Below are 26191 nucleotides of genomic sequence, written 5' to 3' on the forward strand. Positions count from 1 at the left end.
CGAGGTCCTCACGGGTCGATGCTGCGGAAGCGCGTTCTCGTGTCAGAGCCTGCGCCGTCTCGGCTGCGGTCTGCTCCACCCGTTCTCTCGCTGTGGCTGCACCGGTTCGTTCCCGCTCGGCCTTATCCGCGATCGCGGCCTTGGACAGTTCCATTGCGGCGAGGTCGCCGCGAAGGTCCTTCGACTTCCGGCGCTCGTCGTCAAGCACTGCGTTCACTTGCGCAAGCGAGGCCTTGGCACTGGCGCGGTCCTCGGCGGCCCTGGCCTCAAGCTGCGAAATTTGCGCCCGCGCTTGGGATAGGTCGCGTGCCATCAATTCAGTTCGCTGACGCTCCAGATGAGCAGCCGGCATCTGCGTAACGACATAGTTGATGCTCTCGCCCAGCAGCCTGCGAGCGTCTCCCGCAACGCGCTGCAATGCGTCATACGTGCGAGCTGCCGCGAGTTCGTTGCGCAAACGCTCCCCGTATGCGTCTTCGGCTGCTGCCATGCTTGTCCTCAGCGCATCGACCTGTTTGCGCGATTCCAAGAGCGCACTCTGCAGAGAGGCGCTTCTGGCGCGCTCTTCTTCCACAGTTCGGTGCTCCTGGGCGGCCAGATCCCTCGCAGCGGATGCCTGAGCACGAGCAGCCTCGACTTCAGCCTTGGCAGCCGCGAGATCCGGGCCAGGCGATTCGGCATTCGTACGCCCGTCGCCCTGGGCTGGTCCCTCCATATCCAATGCAGCACTCGCCGGAACCGCGAAGGATCGCGAAAAATTTGGCTGGGAGGGATTCTGGGCCCGCGAAATGGCGGGTGCGCTTTCGACCCAATTTTGTCTCGTCATCGTATAGCCAAGCGGCACGGCCAGGCAGATCGTGGCGATGCCCAGGCCTGATACAAGACCGATAGGCCAGCGAACACGGGGAGGTGAGTCCGTAGCGCTGTTTGTCGGGGAAGCGAAGGGATTGGGCAGGTCGCCTGGCGAACTCTCATAAGCTTCGGAGATCATCTCGAAATGCTCGATTCGCACCCCGAACTGACGGTAGTTTGCATCCTGAGGCCGGGCATCCGCATCCGAGGACACGACAGCCTGAGAAGAACCAGGTCCGGTTGTAAGGTCGACCGGGCGTTCCCAGACCCAAGGAACCTCCTCGAGAGGAACAGGCTTGCATTCTTTCAGGTAGGCATTTGGTTTCGGGCGACTCCGCAGCACTGCGACAAGGGCATGCCGGAGCACAAGAAAGACGCCCGCCAGTACGAGTATCGCAATCCCGGCCAGGATGGCGAGATCTGTGTTATTCGTGTAAATTTCGGCAAGATGATTTGGCATCGTCGTGCCCATGTGGTCTTGGGTGCAATTTAAGTTCGCGAAGCGGTGTTTGGGTCTTCTCCCCGATGCTGGCTAAAGCTGCTGCTGCTCTCGAAGCTGTCACTGCTTCGGGCCTTCCAGTGCGGTGCGAATGTATTTGTTGCGTTGCGGAGCGCGGTCATGCGCCGGCAGAAGATGCCGGCGCAGAAGATGTGCGCTCGAACCGAAGCTCGAAGACACCGTGGCCGCCGGTTGTCGCCCGCCGCAAATGTCCCGAAAAGCCGACTCGCACCTCTCCATCGTCAATATCCCAAAAGTTCTCCCACGATGCTTTCCAATCCGCATTTTTGGGAGTCCGGACAGTCCATTCTGAACTCTAAGCTAGGTCATAGACCCCCAGGGTCAACCACCTCGGCAGCACTTCCGGCCATGCAGAACGGCCATGGTGATGCCCGCTCTTCGCGCGGGTCTGAGTCTCCGCTCAAACTCGGCGCGTCGACAACGCCTCCTATGATCGAATGTCTGCGCAATGGTCGAACAGACGCGTCTCCTGCGTGAAATCGCGGCGGAGAATCGTACATGGGGGACGGCGAAAGAAGCTTGTGGAACCAAGCGTCAACAGGACATCCAGTTTGGCTGGGGAACCTGGATTCGAACCAGGACTAACGGAGTCAGAGTCCGTGGGTCTACCGTTAACCTATTCCCCAGCAGGCGCGTCTGGTATCGCGCGATGCGGGCGGCTCATGTGCCGCGAGCGCTGCCTTGTAGCCGCCATCCGAAAATAGTCAAGCCCGCAGCTGAGATCAACGCAGGCTTTTTGAGCCTTTGTCCGATGCATGCCGTTCTCCCAAAGCCGCTCCGCACTTATGGGCGACATGCATTGGCTCTCCCGCCAGGCGCCGAAGGCTCAGCTCTCGCCTTTGCTGTATTGGGAATGCTCGAAATAGAGCACCACGCCAAGGCCGATCAGCAGCGGAATGATGAGATAGAACAGGCGGAACACCAGAAGCGCGGCGAGCACGCCGACCGGATCCATGTCCGAAAGCCCGGTGAGAAAGACGAATTCGAACACGCCGAGCGCGCCAGGCGCGTGCGACAGGAGCCCGATCGAGAACGACACCATGAACACGCCGAGCACCACGAAATAGCCGGGATTGCCGATCTCGGGCAGGGCAAAATAGATGATCGCGGCGGCCCCGAGCAGTTCGACCGGCCCGATCAGCAATTGCCGCGCCACGATCGGCAGCGCTGGATAGTGCAGCTGGAAGCTGCCTATCTTCAGCGGTCTCAGCCTCAGCCAACTGCCGAAGGCGTAGGCGCCGGCAAGGATGAGCATGGTAAGCCCTGCAGCGAATGCGGCGCCGTGATGCGGCGCGCCCGTGAAACGGTCGATGATCTGCGGTTCCAGCAACAGCACGAGGCCGCCGAGAAAAACGCTGGACAGAATGAAGGTGAACCAGCAGATCGCCACCATCACGCCGACCTCCTGGCCGGTCAGTCCTCGCGTGCCGTAGGCGCGGTAACGGATGACCGCGCCGGAAAACACCGAGCCGCCGATATTGTGCGACACCGCGTAAGTGGTGAAGGAGCACAGCGTGACGAACAGCCACGATACTTTCTTGCCGATATGCAGCAGCGCGATGTGGTCGTAGCCGGCGAGCGAGGCATAGGCGACGACCGCGCTCAGTGCCGCGAGCACCCAGCCGCGCGGCGGGATGGCGGCAATGCCGGCCCAGACGTCGTCGAGCGAAACGCCGCGCAGTTCGTGGATGAGCAGCCAAAGCGAGAACGCCACGGCCGCGATGCCTATGACCGGCCAGAAATAGCGCCTCCAATTCATGGCGTCGTCATCATGCGTTGCAACTCATTGATTTTGATGTTGCCCAACCTTCGAACCTTCATTTCAGACATGCCTGATTGAAGCCGGCTATTCAACCGGCAAGACATTGCCCCAACGTGATCTGGCAAAATGCGACGTTTGCGAAATTCGGCCTCGCGCTCTTGGTGATTGTGAACTGCGCTGCTACTCTGTTGGCAACTTGAACAAATCGAGGTGCCTGCTGCGTCCGCTACCGGTTCGCGCGGCGCCGGAAGGAACTGAAGTGGAAGACCACGATACCGGCGCGGGCGCGTCGGCAGTGGGCATGTCCGGGGCATCGCCGACGCAATCGGCGGGCCCGCACACGGCGCGATTCAGCCGCCACGCGGGTGCGCACCAAAGACATGCCGGCCAGCGACAGATTGGCCTAAGCCAGGCCGACCAGCATGGCGATCAACCGAAAGGCAAGACACGCAAGCGACGCAAGCGCAAGCGCGGCCGCAAGGTGTTCGCGCGTGACGAGAACGTCGCCGTGCCGCATGCCGCGCCTGCCGCCACGGCGACAAAACAGCCTCCGAGCGGGCTTTCGCCGGTTGAGCCAAGGCTGGCGGCCCCGCAGCGTCCGCCGCAACAGGAATTGCCTGTCTTCGCCGCGCTCGACCTCGGCACCAACAATTGCCGGCTGCTGGTCGCGGTGCCTGGCCGTCACGGCCAGTTCCGAGTCATCGACGCTTTCTCGCGCATCGTCAGGCTGGGCGAGGGGCTAACCGCCAGCGGCCGGCTCAGCCAGGCCGCGATGGATCGCGCGGTCGAGGCGCTGAAGGTCTGTGGCGAGAAGCTGCGCAACCGCAAGATCAGGAAAGCCAGGCTGATCGCCACCGAAGCCTGCCGTTCGGCCGCAAACGGTGTCGAGTTCCTGGATCGGGTCGAGCGCGAGGCCGGACTCAAGCTCGAGATCATCGACCGCCAGACCGAGGCCCGCCTTGCCGTTTCCGGTTGCGGCTCGCTGGTCGAGCGCGACACGCAAGGCGTGGTGCTGTTCGACATCGGCGGCGGCTCGTCGGAAATCGCGCTGATCGACCTGACCGGACGGCGCTCTCCGCGGCTCGCCAACCATATTGTCTCCTGGACGTCCCTGCCCGTCGGCGTGGTGTCGCTCGCCGAGCGCTTCGGCGGCCGCACAGTCACGCGCGAGACCTTTGCCGCCATGGTCGACGACGTGGCCGCGCGGTTGAAGGTCTTCGACGGCCGCGACCGGCTGGCACATGTGCTGGCAAGTCCCAACTTCCACCTGCTCGGCACCTCCGGCACGGTGACGACGCTGGCCGGCGTGCATCTCGATCTCGATCGCTACGACCGCCGCCGCGTCGATGGCCTCTGGATGGACCGCGACAGCGTCGATCGCATGATCGAGCGCCTGATCGGCTGGGATTTCCAGCAGCGCTGCGCCAACCCCTGCATCGGCGCCGACCGCGCCGACCTCGTGCTCGCCGGCTGCGCCATCCTGGAAGCGATCCGCGGTGTCTGGCCGTCCGAGCGCTTGCGCGTCGCCGACCGCGGCTTGCGCGAGGGGATCCTGAGCGAATTGATGGCTGATGACGGTGTCTGGCGCGATGGCGGGCGAGGCCGTTGATGGCTAGAAAACCGGATAAGCCGGGTTCCGCCGGCATTCGCGTCCTCAAGACCAGGATCAAGAAGAAGAGCGGCTTGAAGGAATCCTCGCGCCGCTGGCTCGAGCGCCACATGAACGATCCCTATGTGCAGCGCTCCAAGGCCGACGGCTACCGCTCGCGCGCCGCCTACAAGCTGATCGAGATCGACGACAAGCATCATCTGCTGAAGCCCGGCATGAAGGTCATCGACCTCGGCGCTGCGCCCGGCGGCTGGTGCCAGGTAGCGGCCGCGCGGACGAAGTCGACGGCGGAAAACCCACATGTCCTCGGCATCGACTATCTCGAGATGGCCGCGGTTCCGGGCGCCGTCATCCTGCAGATGGATTTCCTCGATCCCGACGCGCCGCAAAAACTTGCCGAGGCGCTCGGCGGCCGGCCGGATGTGGTGCTGTCCGATATGGCGGCACCCACGACCGGGCATCGCCGCACCGACCATCTGCGCACCATGCATCTGTGCGAAGTCGCGGCCGATTTCGCGTTGCACGTCCTGGAGCCCGGCGGACATTTCCTCGCCAAGACTTTTCAGGGCGGCGCCGAGAACGAGCTTTTGTCATTGCTGAAGCAGAATTTCCGATCCGTCCATCATGTGAAACCGCCGGCCTCGCGCGATGAATCGGTGGAGCTGTATTTGCTGGCGAAGGAGTTCAAAGGCTAGCGCCTTCTCCTTCTCCCACAAGGGGAGAAGGAGAAGCGGCGCTCACTTCCCCGCGGTCCCCACCGTTTCCAGCGTCTTCGGCTTGGTCAGCCGGCCGTGGCCCGAGACCGCGTTGCCGGCCTCCGGCGCAAGCCGCATGAAGGAGATCGATGCCGCCGCCGAGACGGCTGCCACGATGAAGAAGGCGATGTGGAAATCCCGTAGGGTTAGCGGCCCGCCATGGATCGAGGTCGACACTTCTAGGATGCCGCCGGCTAGCGCCACGCCGAGCGCGATCGACAACTGCTGGAAAACCGCCGTGATCGGCGTCGCCTTGCTGGTGTCGGCGGGCGTGATCTCGGCATAGGAAAGCGCATTGACGCCGGTGAAGAACATCGAGCGGATGAAGCCGCCGACCAAAAGGATCGCCAGCATCAGAGCGTAAGGCGTCTGCGGCGTGAACAGGCCGTAGATGGCGATCGATGCAGCCGCGACAAGCGAGCCCCAGATCAGCACGCGGCGGAAGCCAGCGAGCCTGAAGATCAGCGCGGTCACGAACTTCATGCCGATGGCGCCGATCGCCGAGACGAAGGTGATCATGCCGGACTGGAAGGGCGTCAGCCCGAAGCCGATCTGGAACATCAGCGGCAAAAGGAACGGCACCGCGCCGATGCCGATGCGAAACAGCGAGCCGCCGAGCACCGAGGACCGGAAAACCTGGTTGCGGAACAGCTCCAGCGCCAGCAGCGGATTCCTGGCGTGCCGCGCATGGAGGAGATAGAGCGCGCCCGAGACCACGCCGACGACAATGGTGATGAAGCCGGCCATCGGCGGCAGCGCCGGCAGGCTGACGACGGAAAGGCCGAAGACGATGCCGGAAGCGGCAAGGCCGGAGAGCACGAAGCCCGGGAAATCGAGCGGCGGCGTCTCGGCGGGCTCCGTCCTGGGCAGATAGCGGGTGGCGAGCCACATGCCGATAAAGCCGATCGGCACGTTGATCAGAAAAATCCAGTGCCAGGTGAAGTACGTGGTGATGAAGCCGCCGATCGGCGGGCCGACGAGCGGGCCGACCAGCGCCGGCACGGTCAGCCAGGACATCGCCGCGACCAGCTCGCTCTTAGGCGTGGTGCGCACCAGCACCAGGCGGCCGACCGGCGTCATCATCGCCCCGCCTACGCCTTGCAGGAAGCGCGACACCACGAAAGCCGGCAGTGAATTGGAAAACGCGCAGGCAACCGAGCCGGCGATGAAGACGCCGATCGCGGCGCGAAAGACGTTCTTGGCGCCGAACCGGTCGGCCATCCAGCCGCTGATCGGAATGAAGATCGCCAACGACACCAGATAAGCCGTCAGCGCCAGCTTCAGCGCGATCGGGCTGGTGTGGATGTCGACAGCGATCGCCGGCAGCGACGTCGCGATCACGGTCGAATCCATGTTCTCCATGAACAATGCGACCGCCAGGATAAGCGGAATGATGCGGTTCAAGGGAAATGCCCTGATCTGTCTTCGCGATTCTAGGCCCGGTTTGGGGGCGAACCGGTGCGACCGGGCGGTTATCACGCCTCGCCCCGGATGTCGCATTAAATTGCTGTCACTTTTGCGGGAGCGCAGTCCTGGTTGGCGTCACGGTACGCGGACTTGTCAAATGCAAGGCCGGCCGCTATGTAGTAATAATAACTACATTATGGATGCAGCCATGGACGAAACTGTTTCTGCAGCCGACGCCAATCGCAGATTCTCTCATATCCTGCGTGAAGTACGCGAGGGGCAGAGCTACGTCGTGACCAGCCATGGGCGGCCAGTGGCGCGGATCGTGCCTGCGGACAAGCACGAGGGCGTGGCCTCCCGGTCGCGCGCAGCTCTGCTGTCGCGACTCGAAAGGCAGCCGATCGTCAATGCAGGACGCTGGACTCGCGAGGATCTTTATGAGGATAACCCGTGAAGATCGCGCTGGATACCAACGTCCTTGCCTACGCGGAGGGCGTCAATGATCCTGAGAAGCGCGACCTCGCCCTCGAATTGCTACGGAACGTTCCGCAAGGCGCTGTGGTTGTTCCGGTCCAGGTGCTGGGTGAACTGTTCAATGTTCTGCTTCGCAAAGCTAGAAGGTCGCCCCAGGAGGCTCGCGATACACTGCTTAGCTGGCGCGACGCCTTCCCGGTTATTGAAACAACGCCGGAAGTGATGATGACGGCTGTCGATCTTGCTGCGGACCATCGTTTCGGCGTCTGGGATGCCGTCATTCTTTCCGCCGCTTCGCAAGCGGGTTGCCGGCTCCTTTTGTCAGAAGATCTTCAAGACGGTTTTACGTGGGGCGGCGTAACTGTCGTCAATCCTTTTGAGTTGCCGCGCCACGCTTTGCTCAATGCTCTTCTGGGCATCGAATAGGTCGTCCCGCAACGATCGGCTTTTCAACCGCCCCAGGACGTGGTACCAGCCAGCGCCAATCCTGAAAGGGAAGAAGAGAGTCGGCGCTGGCCAATCGGCCCGGCGCCTTTTCCGCATTCAAAAGGACTGGCCATGGCAAAAATCATCGAAACGTCCACCGGCGCGCTGGCGCTGACTTTCGACGACGTGCTCTTGCAGCCCGGCCATTCCGAGGTGATGCCTGGCGAGACCGACATCCGCACCCGCATTGCAGGCGACATCGATCTCAACGTGCCGATCCTGTCGGCGGCCATGGACACTGTCACCGAAGCGCGGCTGGCGATCGCCATGGCGCAGGCCGGCGGCATCGGCGTCATCCACCGCAATTTCTCGCCGTCCGAACAGGCCGAGCAGGTCAGGCAGGTGAAGAAATTCGAATCCGGCATGGTGGTGAACCCAGTCACCATCGGCCCCGACGCCACGCTGGCCGATGCGCTGGCGCTGATGCGCACCTATTCGATTTCCGGCATTCCGGTGGTCGAAAATGGCGGCACCGGCGGCCACACGGTCGGCCGCCTCGTCGGCATCCTCACCAACCGCGACGTGCGCTTCGCCTCCGATCCGGCGCAGAAGGTCTACGAGCTGATGACGCGTGAGAACCTGATCACGGTCAAGGAGAATGTCGACCAGGACGAAGCCAAGCGTCTCCTTCACAAGCATCGCATCGAGAAGCTGGTAGTGGTCGACAGGAACGGCAATTGCGTCGGCCTGATCACCGTCAAGGACATCGAGAAGTCGCAGCTCAACCCGCACGCCACCAAGGACGCGCAGGGGCGCCTGCGCGCGGCGGCCGCCACCAGCGTCGGCGATGACGGGTTCGAGCGCGCCGAGCGCCTGATTGATGCCGGCGTCGACTTGCTCGTCATCGACACCGCGCATGGCCACTCGCAGCGCGTGCTGGATGCGGTGACGCGGGCGAAGAAGCTGTCGAACTCCGTGCGCATCCTGGCCGGCAATGTCGCCACGGCCGACGGCACGCAGGCGCTGATCGATGCCGGCGCCGACGCCGTCAAGGTCGGCATCGGTCCGGGCTCGATCTGCACAACCAGAATCGTCGCCGGTGTCGGTGTCCCGCAGCTGTCGGCAATCATGTCGGCGGTCGAGACGGCCAGCAGGGCCGGCGTCAGCGTCATCGCCGATGGCGGCATCAAATATTCGGGCGATCTCGCCAAGGCGCTTGCCGCCGGAGCAAGCGCCGCCATGATCGGTTCGCTGCTTGCCGGCACCGACGAGAGCCCCGGCGAGGTCTATCTGCACCAGGGTCGCTCCTTCAAGGCGTATCGCGGCATGGGTTCGGTCGGCGCCATGGCGCGCGGCTCGGCCGATCGCTACTTCCAGGCCGAGGTCCGCGACACTCTCAAACTGGTTCCGGAGGGCATTGAAGGGCAGGTTCCCTACAAAGGACCTGTGGCTGGCGTGCTGCACCAGCTTGCAGGCGGCCTGAAAGCCGCTATGGGTTATGTGGGTGGACGTGATCTTGCAGATTTCCGCGAGCGCGCCACTTTTGTGCGCATATCCAACGCCGGACTTCGTGAAAGCCATGCCCATGACGTCACGATCACCCGCGAAAGCCCCAATTACCCGGGCGGAATTTGATCGGCAGACCGATCGGCCTGACCGCCAGCGGGGACTGTGGCGTGACTTGAGCGTGGCGGTGCTGCGGCTGTCGCGTCACGCGGCGGCGCTCTCCATTGCCTCGATTGCGCTGTTCCTCGTCATGACGGCGCTGGAGTTTCTCTATTTCCAGCGCTTGAGCGGCGGCTTGGCCTCGCTCGACATGCGCATCGCCGGCTTCACGCCCGACGAAGGCATGGCATGGCTCACCGCGCTCGGCCGGCGCGGCGGCGAGATCATCATCGTCTGGCACTATTTGACCTTCGATCTTTTGTTCCCGGCGCTGCTGTCGCTGACGCTGGTCAGCCTTATCCTCGCCTTCGGGCGCCGGCTCAGCACCTTCCGCGCCTTGCCGACGCAGCTGCAGGCCTTGTTCTCGCTGGTGCTGGTGGCTCCCTATGCGGTCGCCGACTACACCCAGAATTTTGCCGTGGCGCGGCTGCTCTCCGATTTCCAACTGGCCAATCCCGATTCGCTGGCCTTCGCTTCTTTGCTGACCGTCAGCAAATTCGCGCTGCTGGCGATCCCGGTCTTCGTCATCGCGGTCTTCGCGCTGGCCGGGCGGCGACGCTGAGGACAAGCAGATGCGCCAGACAGCCATCTTCTGGCCGATGCTGGCGCATGTTCTTCTGGTCTATGTCGTCTATCTGGTGATGTTCAAGCGGCGCTATTTCGCTGTTAAATCCGGCGAGGCCAGGATCGGCCAGTACAAGGTCCGCTCCACCGAGCCCACCTCGAGCGTCAACGTCGCGAACAACCTGATCAACCAGTTCGAGCTGCCGGTTCTCTTCCATGTGCTGTGCCTGGCGCTGTTTGTCACCAACGGCGTGAACTACCTGACGCTGGCGTTGATGTGGCTGTTCATAGTCACGCGCTATGTCCACGCCTGGGTGCATCTCGACAGAAATTATGTGCTGCACCGCAGCCGCGCCTTCTTCCTCGGCGCCGGCATACTTCTCATCGCCTGGATCTGGTTCGCGCTCCACCTGCTCGAGGTGGTGTGAGGCTCGCCTTTCCCTTCTCCCCTTGTGGACGAAGGTGGCCCGCGCAGCGGCCGGATGAAGGGTGTTCCAATTTGACAGGGACTTAAGCCAGCGTTGGATGCCGCGATAGGAGATCGCCAGCGTTTCACTCCGCCGGAACACCCCTCATCCGTCTCGGCGCTGCGCGCCGATCCACCTTCTCCCACAAGGGGAGAAGGGAAAGCCGCTACAGCTCGAACAACGCGATCCGGCGCTTGTCGAATTTGATGCCGATCTCGCCGCGTACCAGCCTCAGCGCCTGCTCGCCGAAAACGGCGCGCCGCCAGCCCTGCAATGCCGCCACGTCGGCTTCGTCGCCCTCGGCGGCGATGCGGTCGATATCGTCGCTGGAGGCAAGCACCTTGGTGGCCACGCCTTCCTTCTCTGCGACGATCCTGAGCAGCACCTTGAGCAGTTCCGCCGCCGCACTCGACCCCTCCGGCGGCTGCACGCTTTTCGGCAGTTTCGGCATCGCGTCCTTGGGCAGCGCCAGCGCCGCGTTGACCGCGCCGAGCAGCGCGGTTGCCGTGGCGGAGCGTTCCCAGCCTTTCGGCGTGGTGCGCAGCTTGCCGAGCGCGGCCGCATCGCGCGGCGCCTGCTGGGCGATCTCATAGATCGCGTCGTCCTTGAGCACGCGGCCGCGCGGCACGTCGCGCTCGCGCGCCTCGCGCTCGCGCCAGGCCGCCACCGCCTGCACGATCGCCAGCTCCTGCGGTTTGCGCAGCCGCATCTTCAGCCTTTTCCAGGCATCTTCGGGATGCGGATCGTAGGTCTCGCGCGAGGTGAGGACATCCATCTCCTCGTTCAGCCAGTGGCCGCGATTCTCGCGCTTCAGCTCGGCGCTGAGATGCTGGTAGACCTCGATCAGGTGGGTGACGTCGGCAAGCGCGTATTCGAGCTGCTTGTCGGAGAGCGGCCGGTGCCGCCAGTCGGTGAAGCGCGAGGACTTGTCCAGCCGGGCTCCGGTGACCTTCTGCACGAGCTGGTCGTAGGAAACGCTGTCGCCGAAGCCGCAGACCATCGCCGCCACCTGGGTGTCGAACACCGGATGCGGCACCAGATCGCCGAGATGGACGATGATTTCGATGTCCTGGCGCGCCGCGTGAAAAACCTTCAGCACCGCTTCGTTGGCCATGAGCCGGAAAAACGGTTTCAGGTCGATGCCGGGCGATAACGGATCGATAAGCGCCTCAATCCCAGGCGCGGCCATCTGGATCAGGCAAAGGATCGGCCAGAAGGTCGTCTCGCGAATGAATTCGGTATCGACGGTAACGAATTCCGACTTTTCGAACGCCGTGACAACGCTCTCGAGTTCTTCTTGTGTGGTGATGACCTGCATCAAATCGCTTTTGGCACAATATTAGGCCTCTTTCAATTTCAGCCGCGCGGGCATTCGTCAAGCGCCGCGACGTCGTCACGCACCGCTAGTTTCGCGCGATGGCGATATGCGCTGGCCCGGCGGGGCGGTTCAGGCCTCGCCGGCCTGCGCCTCCACGCTTTGCCTTGCGGTATCCGCGGCTTCGGCCGATGGCCGTCGGCCAAGCACGCCGGCTGTGGCCAGGCTGAGCAGGATGAAGGGTATACTGATGCCATAGGCCGAGCGGATGCCCCAGTGGTCCGACACGAAGCCGAGCAGCGGCGGGCCAAGCAGAAAGGCGACGAAGGAGATCTGCGACAGGGCCGCGACATTGATCGCCGCCGGACGGTCGGTACGCTGCGCCGCAGCCGAGATCGCCAGCGGAAAGATGGCGCTGCTGCCGATGCCCAGAAGCGCAAAGCCCAGCATCGAGATGAAGGGCAGGGGCGAGAAGAAGACGATGAACACGCCGACCGCCATTGTCGCCAGCAGCACGCGCGCTACGCCGCTCGGCGAATGGCGGTCGACAAAGCTGTCGGCGAAGAAGCGTGTCGTCGCCTGCGAGAAGGCGAACAGCGCCACGGTGAAGCCGGCAACGAAGGGGCCCGAGTCGAACACTGTGCGCATATAGATGGCGGACCAGTCCATGCTGGCCCCTTCCATCAGCATTGCCGATAGTGTGACCGCGACGAGGATGAGGATCGGCAGCGTCGGACGGGCGAATATCGGCGGCTTGTCGCCGGTCGCGGCGAAACGGGCAGGCGCGGGTTCGAAGCCGCCCAGGAACAGCGCCATCGCAACCGCCACCGTCGGCACCACCAGCGCCAGGTGCAGTTGCGGCGACAGGCCGAGATGCGCCAGCGCGCCGCCGAACAGGCCGGCGCCGAAGAAGCCGATGCTCCAGAACGAATGCGCCCGGTTCATGATCCGGCGCTTGAGCAGGAACTCGGTCCTGTCCGCCTCGACATTCAAAATGATCTCGATGCTGCCGATCATCAATCCGACCGGGAGCAGCATCAGGAACAGGGCCGCGGGGCCCGACGCATGCACTGCGACGGCGTAGGCGAAGCCAAGCAGCGGCACCAGCCACAGCAGCGCGCGGCGGAAGCCGACGCGCTCCAGGATCGGCGTCGCCAGCGTCAGCGCGATCAGAGTGCCGATCGGCGTCCCGATCAGGGCGAGACCGAGCGTACCGTCCTCGATCTGCATGGCCCGCTTGATGTCGGGCAGCCGCGGAAAGATATTGCCCATGGCAAAGGAATAGATCGCGAAGCCGGCATAGACGCGGTGCTGGGGGGCGAGTTTCAGGCCAAGGGTCATCAGGCAATCCGATAAGGAGATTTCGGCGGCGGCTCTCAGGCTGCCGGTGACTCTGTTTCTTGCATGAACAGGCAAAACATGCAATAACGTGCATAAATAAATAGGATCGTGCATGCTTACCGAAGAACGCCACCAACTCATTCGCGACCGGCTTGCGGCGGATGGAAAGGTGCTGGCCGGCGAGCTCGCCAGCCGTTTCGGCGTATCGGAGGACACTGTGCGCCGCGATCTGCGCGAGCTGGCGAAGGCCGGGCAGCTGCGTCGCGTTTATGGCGGCGCTGTCCCATCGGGGCCCTTTGCAGCCGCGCCGCTCAGCCAGCGCAGCCGTCATGCGGTCGAGGAAAAAACCCGGCTCGCCAGGGCGGCGGTTGGACTGCTTAGTTCAGGGCAGTCGCTGTTCATCGACGGCGGCACGACCAACGAGGCGATCGCCCGGGCGATCCCGCGCGATATGGAGCTGACCGTCGCCACCAATTCGCTGGGCGTCGCCTCGGCTCTGACGGACCTTCCCCTGGTCGAGCTGATCGTGCTCGGCGGCCGCTATGTGCCCGATCTCGGAACCTGCGTCGGGACCGATACGCTCGCCGCTGTGGCGCAACTCGGCGCCGATCTGTTCTTTCTGGGCTCCTGCGGCCTGGATGTCGCGCGCGGCGTCACCGCTTTCGATTCGGCCGAAGCCGAGGTGAAACGCGCCATGGCGAAAAACAGCGCCGGCATCGTCATTGCCGTCACCAACGACAAGCTCGCCACCGCCGCGCCCTATCGCGTGGCAGGGGCGGATGCGATCCGCCATCTCGTGGTGGAAAGGACTGCGCCTGCTGCCACGCTCGCCGATTTCCAAAGCCGGGGTGTGCAAGTCCACTTTGCCTGAACGGTCGCGGCGGCGCGTCTGTGTGACCGCTTGCCTTGACAAAGACGGCCTCTCATGCGCTTTTCGCGCCAATTTTCGAGCCGGGCCGACGCCCGCAATTTCCGGACTTTACCCCATGACTATGCATCGTTACCGCAGCCACACCTGTGCCCAGTTGAGAAAGAACGACGTCGGCAATTCCGTCCGCCTGTCGGGCTGGGTGCATCGCGTGCGCGACCATGGCGGACTGCTCTTCATCGATCTTCGCGACCATTACGGCCTGACCCAGATCGTCGCCGATCCGGATTCGCCGGCCTTCAAGGCCGCCGAGACCTTGCGCGGCGAATGGGTGATCCGCGTCGACGGCGAGGTCAAGGCGCGGCTGCCGGAAACCGTCAATCCGAACCTGCCGACCGGCGAGATCGAGATTTTCGCGCGCGAGATCGAAGTGCTGTCGGCCGCCAAGGAGCTGCCGCTGCCGGTGTTCGGCGAGCCGGACTACCCGGAAGACATCCGCCTGAAATACCGCTTCCTCGATCTGCGCCGCGAGACACTGCACAAGAACATCGTCGCGCGGACAAAAATCATCGCCGAGATGCGCAAGCGCATGGGGGAGGTCGGCTTCACCGAGTTTTCGACGCCGATCCTCACCGCGTCGTCGCCTGAAGGGGCGCGCGACTTCCTGGTGCCGTCGCGCATCCATCCCGGCACCTTCTACGCGCTGCCGCAGGCGCCGCAGCAGTATAAGCAGCTGATCATGGTCTCCGGCTTCGACCGCTATTTCCAGATCGCGCCCTGCTTCCGCGACGAGGACCCGCGCGCCGACCGCCTGCCTGGCGAATTCTACCAGCTCGACCTCGAGATGAGCTTCGTCGAGCAGGACGACGTGCTCTCTACCATGGAGCCGGTGCTTCGCGGCGTCTTCGAGACTTTCGCCGCCGGCAAGCCGGTGACCCAGGAATTCCGCCGCATTCCCTATGACGAGGCGATGCGCACCTACGGCACCGACAAGCCGGACCTGCGCAACCCGATCGAGATGCAGGCGGTCTCGGATCATTTCCGCGACTCCGGCTTCAAGGTGTTCGCCAACATCCTCGCCAACGATGCGAAAGCCGAGGTCTGGGCCATTCCGGCCAAGACCGGCGGCAGCCGCGCCTTTTGCGACCGCATGAACTCCTGGGCGCAAGGTGAGGGGCAGCCCGGGCTGGGCTACATCTTCTGGCGCAAGGAAGGTGAAAAACTCGAAGGCGCGGGTCCGATCGCCAAGAACATCGGCGAGGAGCGCACCGAAGCGATCCGCCAGCAGCTCGGCCTTGCCGATGGCGACGCCGCCTTCTTCGTCGCCGGCGACCCGAAGAAGTTCGTCACCTTCGCAGGCGCCGCGCGCACCCGCGCCGGCGAGGAGCTGAACCTCGTCGATCGCGAGCGTTTCGAGCTCTGCTGGATCGTCGATTTCCCGTTCTTCGAATGGAACGAGGACGAGAAGAAGATCGACTTCGCCCACAACCCGTTCTCGATGCCGCAGGGCGGCATCGATGCGCTGAACGGCCAGGAGCCCCTCAGCATCAAGGCGTTCCAGTACGACATGGTCTGCAACGGCTTCGAAATAGCGTCGGGCGGCATCCGCAACCATCTGCCGGAAACCATGGTCAAGGCTTTCGAGATGGTCGGTCTCGACCGCGCAACCGTGGAGGAGCGCTTCGGCGGCCTTTATCGCGCCTTCCAGTATGGCGCGCCGCCGCATGGCGGCATGGCGGCCGGCGTTGACCGCATCGTCATGCTGCTCGTGGGGGCCAAGAACCTGCGCGAGATCACCATGTTCCCGATGAATCAGCAGGCCTACGACCTTTTGATGAACGCGCCGTCGGAAGCGACCCCGCAACAGCTGCGCGAGCTGTCACTGCGCGTCGCGGTTACGAAGAAGGAAGGCTAGGACTCCGAGCCAAGCCTCTCCTTCTTTTCGAGAAATCGGTTCGACAAAAAAAGCCCGGCATCGCTGCCGGGCTTTCGTTTGGAGCTGACGTATTCGATCAGTCCTGGTTCGCCTTGACCTTGACGCCAAGCGTCTTCGGCAGGTCGAGAGGGTTGGACATGGCGCCGGCCGTAATCAGCGCGAACGGCACCGACGACGGCGGCTCGGCCGAGATTTCCAGGCTCTTTGGATTGTCGAGGAACGTATTGACCGCTGCCGAGACTTCCGCCGTCAGCTCGGGATTGTTGAGCTGCGCCATGCCGAACGGCACGATCGCCTTGGCCTGGTTGGCGACGTCCTTGGCCGACATGCCTTGTTGCTTGCCGACATAGTCGAGCACCTTGCCGGTGAGCGAATCGTCCTCGAAGCGCACCGATGCACCGTTGAACGAAAGCTGCTGCATCAGGCCGAGCATGGCCATGCCTTGCGCGGAATTGTCGGCGCCTTCCGGCTGGGCGGCGAGCTTCTTCTGCATTTCCTGCATCGACTTGATGAAGTCGAACGTGTAGCCGCCGAGATTGAAGGTCATGCCGAGCGTGCCGGCATTCTCGACCGAGATGTCATATTTCGACAGCTCCATCTTGCCGTCGCTCGGCTGCCAGGTGCCGGCCATCGCGATGTTGCCCGAGATGTTCTGGTAGCCGAGCGCGTCGATCGCTTCCTTGGACTTCGGATCGTCGACCAGCGACAGGTCGGCGGTGAATTTTTCGGTATTGGCGGTAAAGTCCATCGCCTTGCCGTCGGCCGGCGGGGTGATCTGGACGGCAAGCCCGTCCATCGCGAAAGCCGTCTTGTCGCCGACCTTGACCGTCATGTTGGAGAGTTCCGCCGACTTGTACATCATCAGCGAGCCGAGCGGATCGGTGCCGCCTTCGGCCGGGACCTTCATGTCGTGGACGACCACCGGGCTGAGATTGAGCGTCACGCCGTCCTTGCTGTGCTCGAAAGGCGAGGTCGAGAGGGTTGCGATCTCATAGCTGCCATTGGCCTCGCTGACCCCCTCCAGCTTCACGTCGCCGATCGGCAGCGCTTCCTTCTCGGCCGCCGGCTTGATGGAAACACCTTGCAGGACGGCGTTCGAATCGTCGCCGGAGACACCTGTCCAGGAAATCTCGACGCCCTGGGCGGCAAGGGCCGCCTTGATGCGCTCGGCCACCGCCGGATCGGCGGCGAAGGCCGAATTGAGCGGCAGCGTCAGCAGAAAGGTCGAAAAGGCCAGTTTCTTGAGTGTTGAGCGTTGGATTGTCATGGCGAGTTCCCTGTCCTGATTGGCTATTGTGAAATTATTTTTGACATCTGCTCCATCACCATTCCGTGACGAACGGGACGGGAAAAAGGCATTTCCGGGCCCATTTGTCGAAAACGGCGATGAAAAGCAAACGCCGGTCGGCAGCTATTGCCCGATGCGGTGAATTTGTCATGAAGACCGCGGCTTTCCTCCGCCAGCGCGTTGCATTGCCAGATAGCGGCCGCATGTAACGGATTGATGTTGGTCGGCGTCATGTTGCCGACCAAGCCTGTTGCAGATCGGCGGCAAATTGCAGCTGCCGTGGCGCCGCTTCCGTGAAATCCTTCACACCGCCGGCTGCGTGTCTGTAGCCGCGGCGAATGCGCCGACGTTCACGCGGCGCTTGCCGCGAATCACCCGCTCGGCTAGTCCAAATCCATGGGAAAAAGGCTTTTGCCGCCTGATGACAATGGCGGCGGCGATAAAATCGAACCGGTCGATCTGAAGGAAGCGCTCGAGCGGCGCTATCTCGCTTACGCGCTGTCGACCATCATGCACCGGGCGCTGCCGGATGTGCGCGACGGACTGAAGCCGGTCCATCGCCGCATCATGCATGCCATGCGGCTGCTCAGGCTCAACCCTGATCAGGGCTTCGCCAAATGCGCCCGCATCGTCGGCGATGTGATGGGCAAGTTCCATCCGCATGGCGACCAATCGATCTACGATGCGCTGGTACGGCTGGCGCAGGATTTCTCGATGCGCTACCCGCTGGTCGACGGGCAGGGCAATTTCGGCAACATCGACGGTGATAACGCCGCGGCGATGCGCTACACCGAAGCGCGCATGACCGAAGTGGCGAGCGAGTTGCTTGCCGGCATCACCGAGGACGCCGTCGATTTTCGGCCGACCTACAATGAAGAGGACGAGGAGCCGTCCGTCCTGCCGGGCGCTTTCCCGAACCTGCTCGCCAACGGCTCGTCGGGCATTGCCGTCGGCATGGCGACCTCGATCCCGCCGCACAACGCCGCCGAGCTTTGCGACGCAGCGCTCCATCTGATCGAGCATCCCGAAGCGCCGGTGGCGAAGCTGATGGATTTCGTCCAGGGGCCGGATTTCCCGACGGGCGGCATCATCGTCGACAGCCGCGCCTCGATCCTCGAAGCCTATGAGACGGGCCGCGGCGGTTTCCGCGTGCGCTCCAAATGGGGCCAGGAGGACCAGGGCAGGGGCACCTGGAGCATCGTCGTCACCGAGATCCCCTACGGCGTGCAGAAGGCCAGGCTGATCGAGAAGATCGCCGAGCTGTTGATGGCACGCAAGCTGCCGCTGCTCGAAGACATCCGCGACGAGAGTGCGGAGGACATCCGCATCGTCCTGCTGCCGAAGAGCCGCACCGTCGATCCCGGCATCCTGATGGAATCGCTGTTCAAGCTTACCGAGCTCGAAAGCCGCTTCCCGCTCAACATGAACGTGCTGTCGCGCGGTAAGGTGCCGAACGTCCTGTCGTTGAAGGGCGTGCTCAAGGAGTGGCTCGACCACCGCCGCGAGGTTTTGATCCGTCGTTCGAAATACCGGCTCGGCGAGATCGAGAAGCGGCTGGAAATCCTCGCCGGTTATCTGATCGCCTATCTCAACATCGACGAGGTCATCAGGATCATCCGCGACGAGGATGAGCCCAAGCAGGTGATGATGGCCCGCTGGTCGCTCACCGACAACCAGGCCGAAGCCATCCTCAACATGCGCCTGCGCGCCTTGCGCAAGCTCGAAGAGATCGAGATCCGCAAGGAATTTGACGGCCTCACCGCCGAGAAGAAGCAGATCGAGGCCCTGCTGGCTTCCGACGCCAAGCAATGGTCGACGATCAAGTGGGAAGTCAGCAAGGTCCGCGACACGTTCGGTCCGCAGACCGAACTCGGCAAGCGTCGCACCCAGTTTGCCGATGCGCCCGAGCACGACTTGACCGACATTGCGCATGCGATGATCGAGCGCGAGCCGGTCACCGTCGTTGTGTCGGAAAAGGGCTGGCTGCGCGCCATGAAGGGCCACCTGACCGACCATTCGCAGCTCACCTTCAAGGAAGGCGACAGCCTGAAGCTCGCCTTCCATGCCCAGACCACGGACAAGATCCTGGTCTTCACCACCGGCGGCAAGTTCTACACCATCGGCGCCGATCGGCTGCCGGGCGGGCGCGGCCATGGCGAGCCGATCCGCATCATCGTCGACATGGAGAACGACCAGGACATCGTCACTGCCTTCGTCCATGATCCGAAGCGCAAGCTGCTGCTCGTCTCATACGACGCCAATGGCTTCGTCGTTTCGGAGGAAGAGGTCGTTGCCAACACCCGCAAGGGCAAGCAGGTGATGAACGTCAAGGCGCCGGACGAGGCCAAGCGCTGCATCCCGGTTTCGGGCGACCATCTCGCTATTGTCGGCGAGAACCGCAAGATGCTGGTCTTCCCCCTGGCCGAAATTCCGGAAATGGCGCGCGGCAAGGGTGTGCGCCTGCAGAAATACAAGGACGGCGGCGTGCTGGACCTGAAGACCTTCACCCTGGCCACGGGGCTCTCCTGGCAGGATTCGGCCGATCGCACCTTCACCAAGTCGCGCGAGGAGCTGTCCGAGTGGATCGGAGCCCGCGCCGCCGCCGGCCGCATGGTGCCGAAGGGTTTTCCCAGGACGGGGAAATTTGGGTGAAGCAGCACCTTTCCTTCTCCCCTTGCGGGAGAAGGTGTCGCCGAAGGCGACGGATGAGGGGTGTTCCAGCTTGACACGGACTTGAGCTGCGTTGGATGCTGCCAACGCCTCACCCCGCTGAAACACCCCTCATCCGTCTCGGCGCTGCGCGCCGATCCACCTTCTCCTACAAGGGGAGAAGGAAAGGCACTATTTGGACTATCGTCACGATTGCTGCACTATGATGGTGCATAAGCATCCATCGAACCATCAGGCAGGAGCAACGCCGGGTTGAAGCGCGCCGAGATCCAGAAGCCGGGGCAGCGCCTGTTCGGCCTGTCGACGCCGCTGAGGGCGGCCGTCATCCCACCGCTGTCGGCGGCGCGCTGGCTCCTGGTGCTGATCGTCGCTGCCGGCGTCTATTTCTTCCACGGCTTCCTGTTCCCGGTGCTGGCGGCGCTCGTCATCGCCTTTGCCAGCTGGCCGCTGTACCGCCGGCTGCTCGTTGGTGTCGGCGGCAACCGCACGGTCGGCGCGACCTTGGCGATCCTTTTCATCCTCACCTTCCTGGTGGTGCCGATCGCGCTTGCCGGCACCTATGCCATCAACGAGCTGCGCGAGTGGGTCACCTGGGCGATCGAGACCAATCGCCACGGCGCGGCGACACCGGGTTGGATCGCCGCCATACCGGTCGTCGGCCAGTGGCTGAACGAGCAGTGGACGGCCTATCTCGGCCATCCCGGCGGCATCGGCGAGTTGATCCAGCTGATCAGCGGCTCCAACATCGGCAGCATCTATCGCGGCGCCTTGGCCGCCGGTGGCAGCGCCTTCAGCCTGATTCTGACGCTTCTGTTCATGATGATCGCGCTGTTCTTCGCCTATCGCGACGGCGAGTCTTTCGCGGCTCAGGTCGATCGCCTCGGCGAACGCATCCTGCCGACGCGCTGGGAACGTATCTCGCGCGTCGTGCCGGCAACCATTTCCTCGACCGTGACGGGCATGACCATCATCGCCATCGGCGAGGGCCTTGTGCTCGGCATCGCCTATTGGCTGGCCGGCGTGCCATCCCCGGTGACGCTCGGCGCGCTTACCGGCATCATGGCGCTGATCCCGGGCGGTGCGCCGCTCTCCTTCACCCTGGTGTCGATCTACCTCGCCGCCAGCGGCAAGCTTTTCGCCGGCGCGGCCCTGTTCATCTGGGGCGCGGTCGAGCTCTTCATCGTCGACAAGACGCTGCGGCCCAAGCTGGTCGGCGGCCCGATCAAGCTCCCCTTCCTGCCGACCTTTTTCGGCTTGATCGGCGGCGTCAAGACGATGGGTTTCCTCGGCTTGTTCATCGGCCCGGTGTTGATGGCGCTGCTCGTCGCCATCTGGCGCGAATGGCTGCGCGAGGTCGAGATCATGGACGAGCTTGCGCCTGTCGCCGACGAGACCGGCGCGCCGCCGCAGATTGAAGCGGCGGCCGAGCCGAGGAAAGTTCAGGCCGGGTGAACCACGGCAAGCGCAGCACGGCGCTTGCGGCCCTCATGCAATTGCCACAGCGAATGCGCGACCAGCGTCACGATCAGGATCGAGCCGCCGATCAGGCTGTTGCGCGTCGGCTCCTCGGCGAAGATCAGCCAGACCCAGACTGGCGCCAGCACCGTCTCCAGCAGATAGAACATCGCCACTTCCGGGCCTGAAATGTATTTCGGTCCGTTGGCAAGGCAGAAGAACGAGATCGGCATGATCACAGCGCCGTTGAAGACGATCCACCACGGCGCGTTCACGTGAACGCCTTCGCCTGAAACCATGAAGACGGCGAGCGCCAGCGGCAGGATGACGCCGACCAGCGCGGTGAAGCCCATGTCCTCGCCGCTGGCGCGCGAAATGGTGATGGCGAGGGCGACGAAGAAGGTCGAGCACAGCGCCATGAAATCGCCGAACAGATGCCCGGTGCCGACGGAGCCGCCGACGATGATCAGCACGCCGAAGATCATCGCCAGCATGGCGATGACGGTTGCAGGCTGCGGTCTTTCCTTGAGGAAGAGCCATGACAGCAGCGCCGCGAATACGGTGTTGAAGGCCAGGATGAAGACAAGGTCGGCGGTCGAGGTGTGATAGACCGCCGTGACGAAGCATATCCCGGTCATGCCGTAGCAAAAGGCCACGGCAAGTCCCGACCAGCCCGGGATGAGCCGGGGTGCGTTCCGGTCGAACGACCGCCAGACGGCCCACACCACCAGCCCGGCCAGCAAGGTGGTGGCGGTGCGCAACATCATGATCGTCCAGGGTGTGCCGTCGGCGAGCCGGATCAGCGGTATGTCGATGGTCAGTGTCAGGCCGCCTATGGCGGTGATCAGGAGGCCTTTCTGGTGGTCGGTATGGGTGGACACTTGGCAGTCTCGCAAATAATCTTGAAGAGGCGCACAGCGGCCACGCCGCGCTCGTTCCAGCCTGAGGGCCGAAAGACCGGTGTCCTCCTCCTTGAAACAGTTAAGGATGAAGCGTGGGGCGGTTCAGCGACTGACCGCTTCGTGGTCGTAGCGTTCCCAGCCTTTCGGGCCGAGATGCTCCTGCGGCATGAAGCGCATCTTATAATTCATCTTGCGCGAGCCGTTGACCCAGTAGCCGAGATAGACGTGGGGCAGTCCCATCGCCTTGGCGCGGGCGATGTGATCGAGGATCATGAAGGTGCCGAGCGAGCGGTCCTCGAAGTCGGGATTGAAGTAGGAATAGACCATCGACAGGCCATCGGCCATCTTGTCGGTGAGCGCGACGGCTATCAGCTCGCCATGGCCCTTGCCGGTGATGAACGTGTCGGGGCCGCGACGCCGGTATTCGATGATCTTGGTGTCGACATGGGTGTCTTCCACCATCATCGCATAGTCGAGCACGGTCATGTCCGACATGCCGCCGCGGCGATGCCGGGCGTCGAGATAGCTGCGGAAGAGGGAATATTGCTCCGTCGAAGGCTGCGCGTCATGCATGGCGCCGACGAGGTCGGCATTGTGCTGGATGACGCGGCGCATGTTGCGGCTGGGACTGAATTCCTGTGCCAGGATGCGGACCGACACACAGGCGCGGCACGACTCGCAGGCCGGACGGTAGGCGATGTTCTGCGAGCGCCGGAAGCCACCTTGCGTCAGCAGGTCATTCATCTCCGGCGCCTTGTCGCCGACAAGGTGCGTGAACACCTTGCGCTCGAACTGTCCCTCCAGGTAGGGGCACGGCGACGGCGCGGTCAGGAAGAACTGCGGCGACTGGGTCGGATGCTGCGTCATCTAATCTTGGAAACGCTCCTGCGAATCGCCCTACCTTTGGCCCGGTCGCCGAAAAATTCAACAGGATTATGCTGCCGCGATGGCCTTGGCCTGTTCATATTTAGGCACAGGCGACGCGGCGGCTTGATGCGCGCGGCCATGAATCCGTCAGATATCGGTGCGGGTTACGACGGTGCCGAGCAGCAGGTCGTGCAGCGTGCGCTTGCGGTCGGAGAACAGCGTGACCAGGAGCACCAGCGGCGTCAGGATGACGTTGCCGGCCCAGAACAGCACCGAGTGAACCACGGCCGTCATGCCGTCGATGCGGCTGCCGTCGAGCTTCTCCAGGCGGATGCCCATGATCTTCATGCCGGTCGTCGCCTGGTCGCGGCTGCCCAGCGTGTTCCAGATGTAGAGAATGGCAACCATCGGCACCAGCACCGAAAACAGCGCCCAGCCGAGGCCGAAGGTCAACAGGCCGAGAATGGCAACCAGGATGGCGAAGGGAATGGTCAGCAGCGCGACGAAGAAATAGTCGAGCAGGAAGGCGAAAATGCGCCTTGTCCGCACCCCACGATAGGCGCGGGTGTCCTCAAACCTGGTCGTGATGATCTCGCCGTCCAATACGCGTGCGTTCATATCCGTTCCTCGATCGCAGCACCCCCATGGGAATGCCTGCCGCCTTTTCAAATGGTGAGGGCGGCCTGGAATTCAAGGAACGTGCCCGTCACCGCCGGGCGCGACGTCAGAAGATGCCGGGACAGAGCCGGTAGCGAACCCGCCCGAGATAATCGCGATACTCCTCGGTCAGCGCCAGGATGCGCTCCTCGCGCAGGATGCGATGGACCTGGAACAGAGTGATGATCGCGTAGACGGCGAAATTGTAGATCGAGAAGCTCGACAGCAGGAACAGGATGTGCCCTGCCAGATAGCCAGCATAGATTGGGTGCCGCACGAACCGGTAGGCGCCGCCGGTGACGACGCCGCGGTTGGCCGGCAGGATGGCGAAGGAGCGGCCAAGCGACATCTTACCCCAGATCACCAGCCACAGCGCCAGGAATTGCAGCGGCGCCGCGATATAGAGCGGGATGACGGCGATTCCATCCTGGAGCGATACGAAACCCGAACCGAAAGCGGCCGTCACCGAGATGAATACCGTGAAAGGGCTCCAGTCGCGGACAATCGGTCGGCGCGCCAGCAGCAGCCAGGTAAAGGTCAGAACGTCGGAGATCATGAGCAGCAGAATGTTCAGCCGGCCCGGATCGATGACGAGGTGACGAGCACCGCGATAGACGAAGACCGCGGCGACCACCAGCGCGATGAAACGGAACAGGCCCTCGCGCAGGTCGGTGAGAACCACGCTGCTCTGAAGGCCGGACCAGAAACCGGTCTCTGCGCCAGGCAGCGCATCGCTTTTGGAAATCGCCAACTCTGTTACCCCGGTGGTCCCCTCGACATGGACCATTGCACGCAAGCCTTGCCGTCCGGTTAAGGTTTCTCGTGCTTTTGGTTGCATCGGCGGATTCGCCTGCCGAGGGAATGGTGTTGCCTGTTGAACATGACATTCTTCCCGGTCTAGCTTGCTGCGGCGCACAAAGGGGACGGGACATGGACTACGACATGCTGGTCATCGGCAGCGGCCCTTCGGGGCGCCGCGCCGCGGTGCAATCGGCCAAGCTTGGCAAGTCGGTGCTGGTGGTCGACAGGGGCCGGCGCCTTGGCGGCGTCTCGGTGCATACCGGAACCATCCCGTCGAAGACGCTGCGCGAGACGGTGCTCAACCTCTCGGGCTGGCGCGAACGTGGCTTCTACGGACGCGGCTACCGGGTCAAGCAGGACATTTCGATCTCGGATCTGGTCGACCGGCTGCACAAGACGCTCGACCATGAGGTCGAGGTGCTGCAGCACCAGTTCATGCGCAACACGGTGAAGAGCGTGCGCGCCGCGGTGAAGTTCCTTACGCCGAACAAGGTCAGCCTGACCGCCGACAATGGCGACTATAGCGAAGTCGGATTCGCCAACGCGCTGATCGCCGTCGGCACCAGGCCGCACCGCCCGGCCGACGTGCCCTTCGACAAGAAGCGCGTCTTCGACAGCGACGAGATGCTGGAGCTCCATCATCTGCCGCGCACGCTGACGGTGATCGGCGCCGGCGTCATCGGCGTCGAATACGCCACCATCTTTTCCGCCCTCGACGTGCCGGTGACACTGGTCGAGCCGCGCAACACCATCCTCGATTTCATCGATCGCGAGATCGTCGACGACTTCATCCACCAGATGCGCGACCGCGGCATGACCATCCGCCTCGGCAGCACGGTGAAGGAGATCGCCTCGAAGCCCGACCATGCCGAGGTGACGCTGGCCGACGGCCGCACCATCCGTTCCGAGATGGTGCTCTACGCCGCCGGCCGCACCGGCAACGTCGCCAGCCTCGGCCTCGACACGGTCGGCATCGAGGCCGATGCCCGCGGCCGCATCAAGGTCGATCCGCAGACTTTCCAGACCAGCGTGCCGAACATCTACGCGTCCGGCGACGTTATCGGCTTCCCGAGCCTGGCTTCGACGTCGATGGAGCAGGGGCGGGTGGCGGCTTGCCACGCCTTCGGGGTTCACCTGCCGCCGCCGCCGGAGAGCTTTCCCTATGGCATCTACGCCGTGCCGGAGATTTCGACGGTCGGCCTGTCGGAAGAGCAGGTGCGCGACAGCGGCGCAGCCTACGAGGTCGGCCTGGCGCGTTTTCGCGAAACCTCGCGCGGCCACATCATGGGCGTCAGCACCGGGTTCCTGAAGCTGTTGTTCTCGGTCGAGACGCGCCGCCTGCTCGGCGCCCACATCGTCGGCGAGGGCGCCACCGAGCTCATCCATATCGGCCAGGCGGTGATCAATCTCGGCGGCACGGTCGACTTCTTCGTCAACAACACCTTCAACTACCCGACACTGGCCGAAGCCTACAAGATCGCCGGCCTGGACGCCTGGAACCGGATGGGACATGGGTGAGGGGATCGGGCGAGGCCGGTCGAGTAGCCCCCTCAACGCGTGTCTGGACGATGTTCCTATAACATGCCGGGA

At 63.4% G+C, this 26191-nt stretch carries 22 protein-coding genes, 1 tRNA gene and 1 pseudogene; 12 read left to right on the forward strand and 12 right to left on the reverse strand.

All coding sequences use genetic code 11. The annotated features are described in order from the left end of the window. The 3 genes and pseudogenes from LB535_RS25675 to LB535_RS25685 form a co-directional block, all read right to left on the reverse strand. Window positions 1–1324 (reverse strand): annotated as a pseudogene (locus tag LB535_RS25675) (hypothetical protein); the annotation flags it as partial. Between the two features lie 600 nt (window positions 1325–1924). Continuing rightward, window positions 1925–1998, reverse strand: a tRNA-Gln gene (locus LB535_RS25680). 200 nt (window positions 1999–2198) lie between these two features. After that, a complete protein-coding gene (locus tag LB535_RS25685; RefSeq protein WP_224634173.1) occupies window positions 2199–3131 on the reverse strand; it encodes a YbhN family protein in 933 nt (310 codons plus the stop codon). A 262-nt stretch (window positions 3132–3393) separates the two neighbouring features. Here LB535_RS25685 and LB535_RS25690 point away from each other — a divergent pair, with 262 nt between their 5' ends. Both LB535_RS25690 and LB535_RS25695 read left to right on the forward strand, forming a co-directional pair. Continuing rightward, a complete protein-coding gene (locus LB535_RS25690; RefSeq protein WP_224530774.1) occupies window positions 3394–4743 on the forward strand; it encodes a Ppx/GppA phosphatase family protein in 1350 nt (449 codons plus the stop codon). Beyond that, window positions 4743–5438, forward strand: a complete 696-nt coding sequence (locus tag LB535_RS25695) for an RlmE family RNA methyltransferase (RefSeq protein ID WP_224634174.1) — start codon at window positions 4743–4745, stop codon at window positions 5436–5438. Before LB535_RS25690 ends, LB535_RS25695 begins: the two co-directional genes overlap by 1 nt. A gap of 42 nt (window positions 5439–5480) precedes the next feature. Here LB535_RS25695 and LB535_RS25700 read toward each other — a convergent pair whose 3' ends face one another. Beyond that, complete coding sequence (locus LB535_RS25700) at window positions 5481–6902, reverse strand: MFS transporter (RefSeq protein ID WP_224634175.1); 1422 nt, start codon at window positions 6900–6902, stop codon at window positions 5481–5483. A 211-nt stretch (window positions 6903–7113) separates the two neighbouring features. Between LB535_RS25700 and LB535_RS25705 the strand changes: the two genes are divergently transcribed. The 5 genes from LB535_RS25705 (at window position 7114) to LB535_RS25725 (ending at window position 10462) form a co-directional block, all read left to right on the forward strand. Further along, the gene (locus LB535_RS25705) at window positions 7114–7359 is read left to right on the forward strand and encodes a type II toxin-antitoxin system Phd/YefM family antitoxin (RefSeq protein WP_095767718.1); all 246 of its coding nucleotides are present in this window, start codon (window positions 7114–7116) and stop codon (window positions 7357–7359) included. Beyond that, complete coding sequence (locus tag LB535_RS25710) at window positions 7356–7805, forward strand: PIN domain-containing protein (protein ID WP_224634176.1); 450 nt, start codon at window positions 7356–7358, stop codon at window positions 7803–7805. The genes LB535_RS25705 and LB535_RS25710 overlap by 4 nt, the downstream gene beginning before the upstream one ends. Window positions 7806–7937: 132 nt before the next feature. Continuing rightward, complete coding sequence (guaB, locus tag LB535_RS25715) at window positions 7938–9440, forward strand: IMP dehydrogenase (RefSeq protein ID WP_224634177.1); 1503 nt, start codon at window positions 7938–7940, stop codon at window positions 9438–9440. A 46-nt stretch (window positions 9441–9486) separates the two neighbouring features. After that, window positions 9487–10032 (forward strand): hypothetical protein, encoded by a 546-nt coding sequence (locus LB535_RS25720; RefSeq protein WP_224634178.1) that lies wholly within the window; start codon window positions 9487–9489, stop codon window positions 10030–10032. A gap of 10 nt (window positions 10033–10042) precedes the next feature. After that, a complete protein-coding gene (locus tag LB535_RS25725; protein WP_224634179.1) occupies window positions 10043–10462 on the forward strand; it encodes an MAPEG family protein in 420 nt (139 codons plus the stop codon). A gap of 205 nt (window positions 10463–10667) precedes the next feature. Here the strand turns inward: LB535_RS25725 and rnd are convergent, their stop codons facing one another. Beyond that, entirely contained in the window at window positions 10668–11819 is a 1152-nt protein-coding gene (gene rnd, locus LB535_RS25730; protein ID WP_140842635.1) for a ribonuclease D, read from the reverse strand. Window positions 11820–11948: 129 nt separating this feature from the next. Next, window positions 11949–13157: an MFS transporter gene (locus LB535_RS25735; protein ID WP_224530759.1), complete on the reverse strand. Its 1209-nt coding sequence runs from the start codon at window positions 13155–13157 to the stop codon at window positions 11949–11951. A 112-nt stretch (window positions 13158–13269) separates the two neighbouring features. Between LB535_RS25735 and LB535_RS25740 the strand changes: the two genes are divergently transcribed. Continuing rightward, the gene (locus tag LB535_RS25740; RefSeq protein WP_224634180.1) at window positions 13270–14028 is read left to right on the forward strand and encodes a DeoR/GlpR family DNA-binding transcription regulator; all 759 of its coding nucleotides are present in this window, start codon (window positions 13270–13272) and stop codon (window positions 14026–14028) included. A 121-nt stretch (window positions 14029–14149) separates the two neighbouring features. Continuing rightward, complete coding sequence (gene aspS, locus LB535_RS25745; RefSeq protein ID WP_224634236.1) at window positions 14150–15940, forward strand: aspartate--tRNA ligase; 1791 nt, start codon at window positions 14150–14152, stop codon at window positions 15938–15940. Between the two features lie 97 nt (window positions 15941–16037). Here aspS and LB535_RS25750 read toward each other — a convergent pair whose 3' ends face one another. Then, window positions 16038–17228 carry a hypothetical protein gene (locus LB535_RS25750; RefSeq protein WP_224634181.1) on the reverse strand — a complete coding sequence of 397 codons (1191 nt, stop codon included), beginning with the start codon at window positions 17226–17228 and terminating at the stop codon, window positions 16038–16040. A 23-nt stretch (window positions 17229–17251) separates the two neighbouring features. Then, the gene (locus LB535_RS25755; protein WP_224530754.1) at window positions 17252–17482 is read right to left on the reverse strand and encodes a hypothetical protein; all 231 of its coding nucleotides are present in this window, start codon (window positions 17480–17482) and stop codon (window positions 17252–17254) included. 163 nt (window positions 17483–17645) lie between these two features. Between LB535_RS25755 and parC the strand changes: the two genes are divergently transcribed. After that, window positions 17646–19901, forward strand: a complete 2256-nt coding sequence (parC, locus tag LB535_RS25760) for a DNA topoisomerase IV subunit A (protein ID WP_224634182.1) — start codon at window positions 17646–17648, stop codon at window positions 19899–19901. Between the two features lie 270 nt (window positions 19902–20171). Continuing rightward, window positions 20172–21371, forward strand: a complete 1200-nt coding sequence (locus LB535_RS25765; protein ID WP_224634183.1) for an AI-2E family transporter — start codon at window positions 20172–20174, stop codon at window positions 21369–21371. Here LB535_RS25765 and LB535_RS25770 read toward each other — a convergent pair. The 4 genes from LB535_RS25770 to LB535_RS25785 all read right to left on the reverse strand — a co-directional run bounded on the left by LB535_RS25770 (window position 21359) and on the right by LB535_RS25785 (window position 24587). After that, window positions 21359–22255: a DMT family transporter gene (locus tag LB535_RS25770; protein WP_224634184.1), complete on the reverse strand. Its 897-nt coding sequence runs from the start codon at window positions 22253–22255 to the stop codon at window positions 21359–21361. The two genes, LB535_RS25765 and LB535_RS25770, sit on opposite strands and share 13 nt — an antisense overlap. A gap of 123 nt (window positions 22256–22378) precedes the next feature. After that, window positions 22379–23143 (reverse strand): arginyltransferase, encoded by a 765-nt coding sequence (locus LB535_RS25775; protein ID WP_095767708.1) that lies wholly within the window; start codon window positions 23141–23143, stop codon window positions 22379–22381. Window positions 23144–23290: 147 nt separating this feature from the next. Beyond that, on the reverse strand, window positions 23291–23761 hold the full coding sequence (locus LB535_RS25780) for an RDD family protein (RefSeq protein WP_073989170.1): 471 nt from the start codon (window positions 23759–23761) through the stop codon (window positions 23291–23293). Window positions 23762–23867: 106 nt separating this feature from the next. Beyond that, window positions 23868–24587 carry a methyltransferase family protein gene (locus LB535_RS25785; protein WP_224634237.1) on the reverse strand — a complete coding sequence of 240 codons (720 nt, stop codon included), beginning with the start codon at window positions 24585–24587 and terminating at the stop codon, window positions 23868–23870. Between the two features lie 143 nt (window positions 24588–24730). Between LB535_RS25785 and sthA the strand changes: the two genes are divergently transcribed. Next, the gene (gene sthA, locus LB535_RS25790) at window positions 24731–26119 is read left to right on the forward strand and encodes a Si-specific NAD(P)(+) transhydrogenase (RefSeq protein WP_224634185.1); all 1389 of its coding nucleotides are present in this window, start codon (window positions 24731–24733) and stop codon (window positions 26117–26119) included. The last annotated feature ends 72 nt before the right edge of the window (window positions 26120–26191 follow it).

The sequence above is a fragment of the Mesorhizobium sp. CA10 genome (genome assembly GCF_020165285.1).
Taxonomy (GTDB): Bacteria; Pseudomonadota; Alphaproteobacteria; order Rhizobiales; family Rhizobiaceae; genus Mesorhizobium.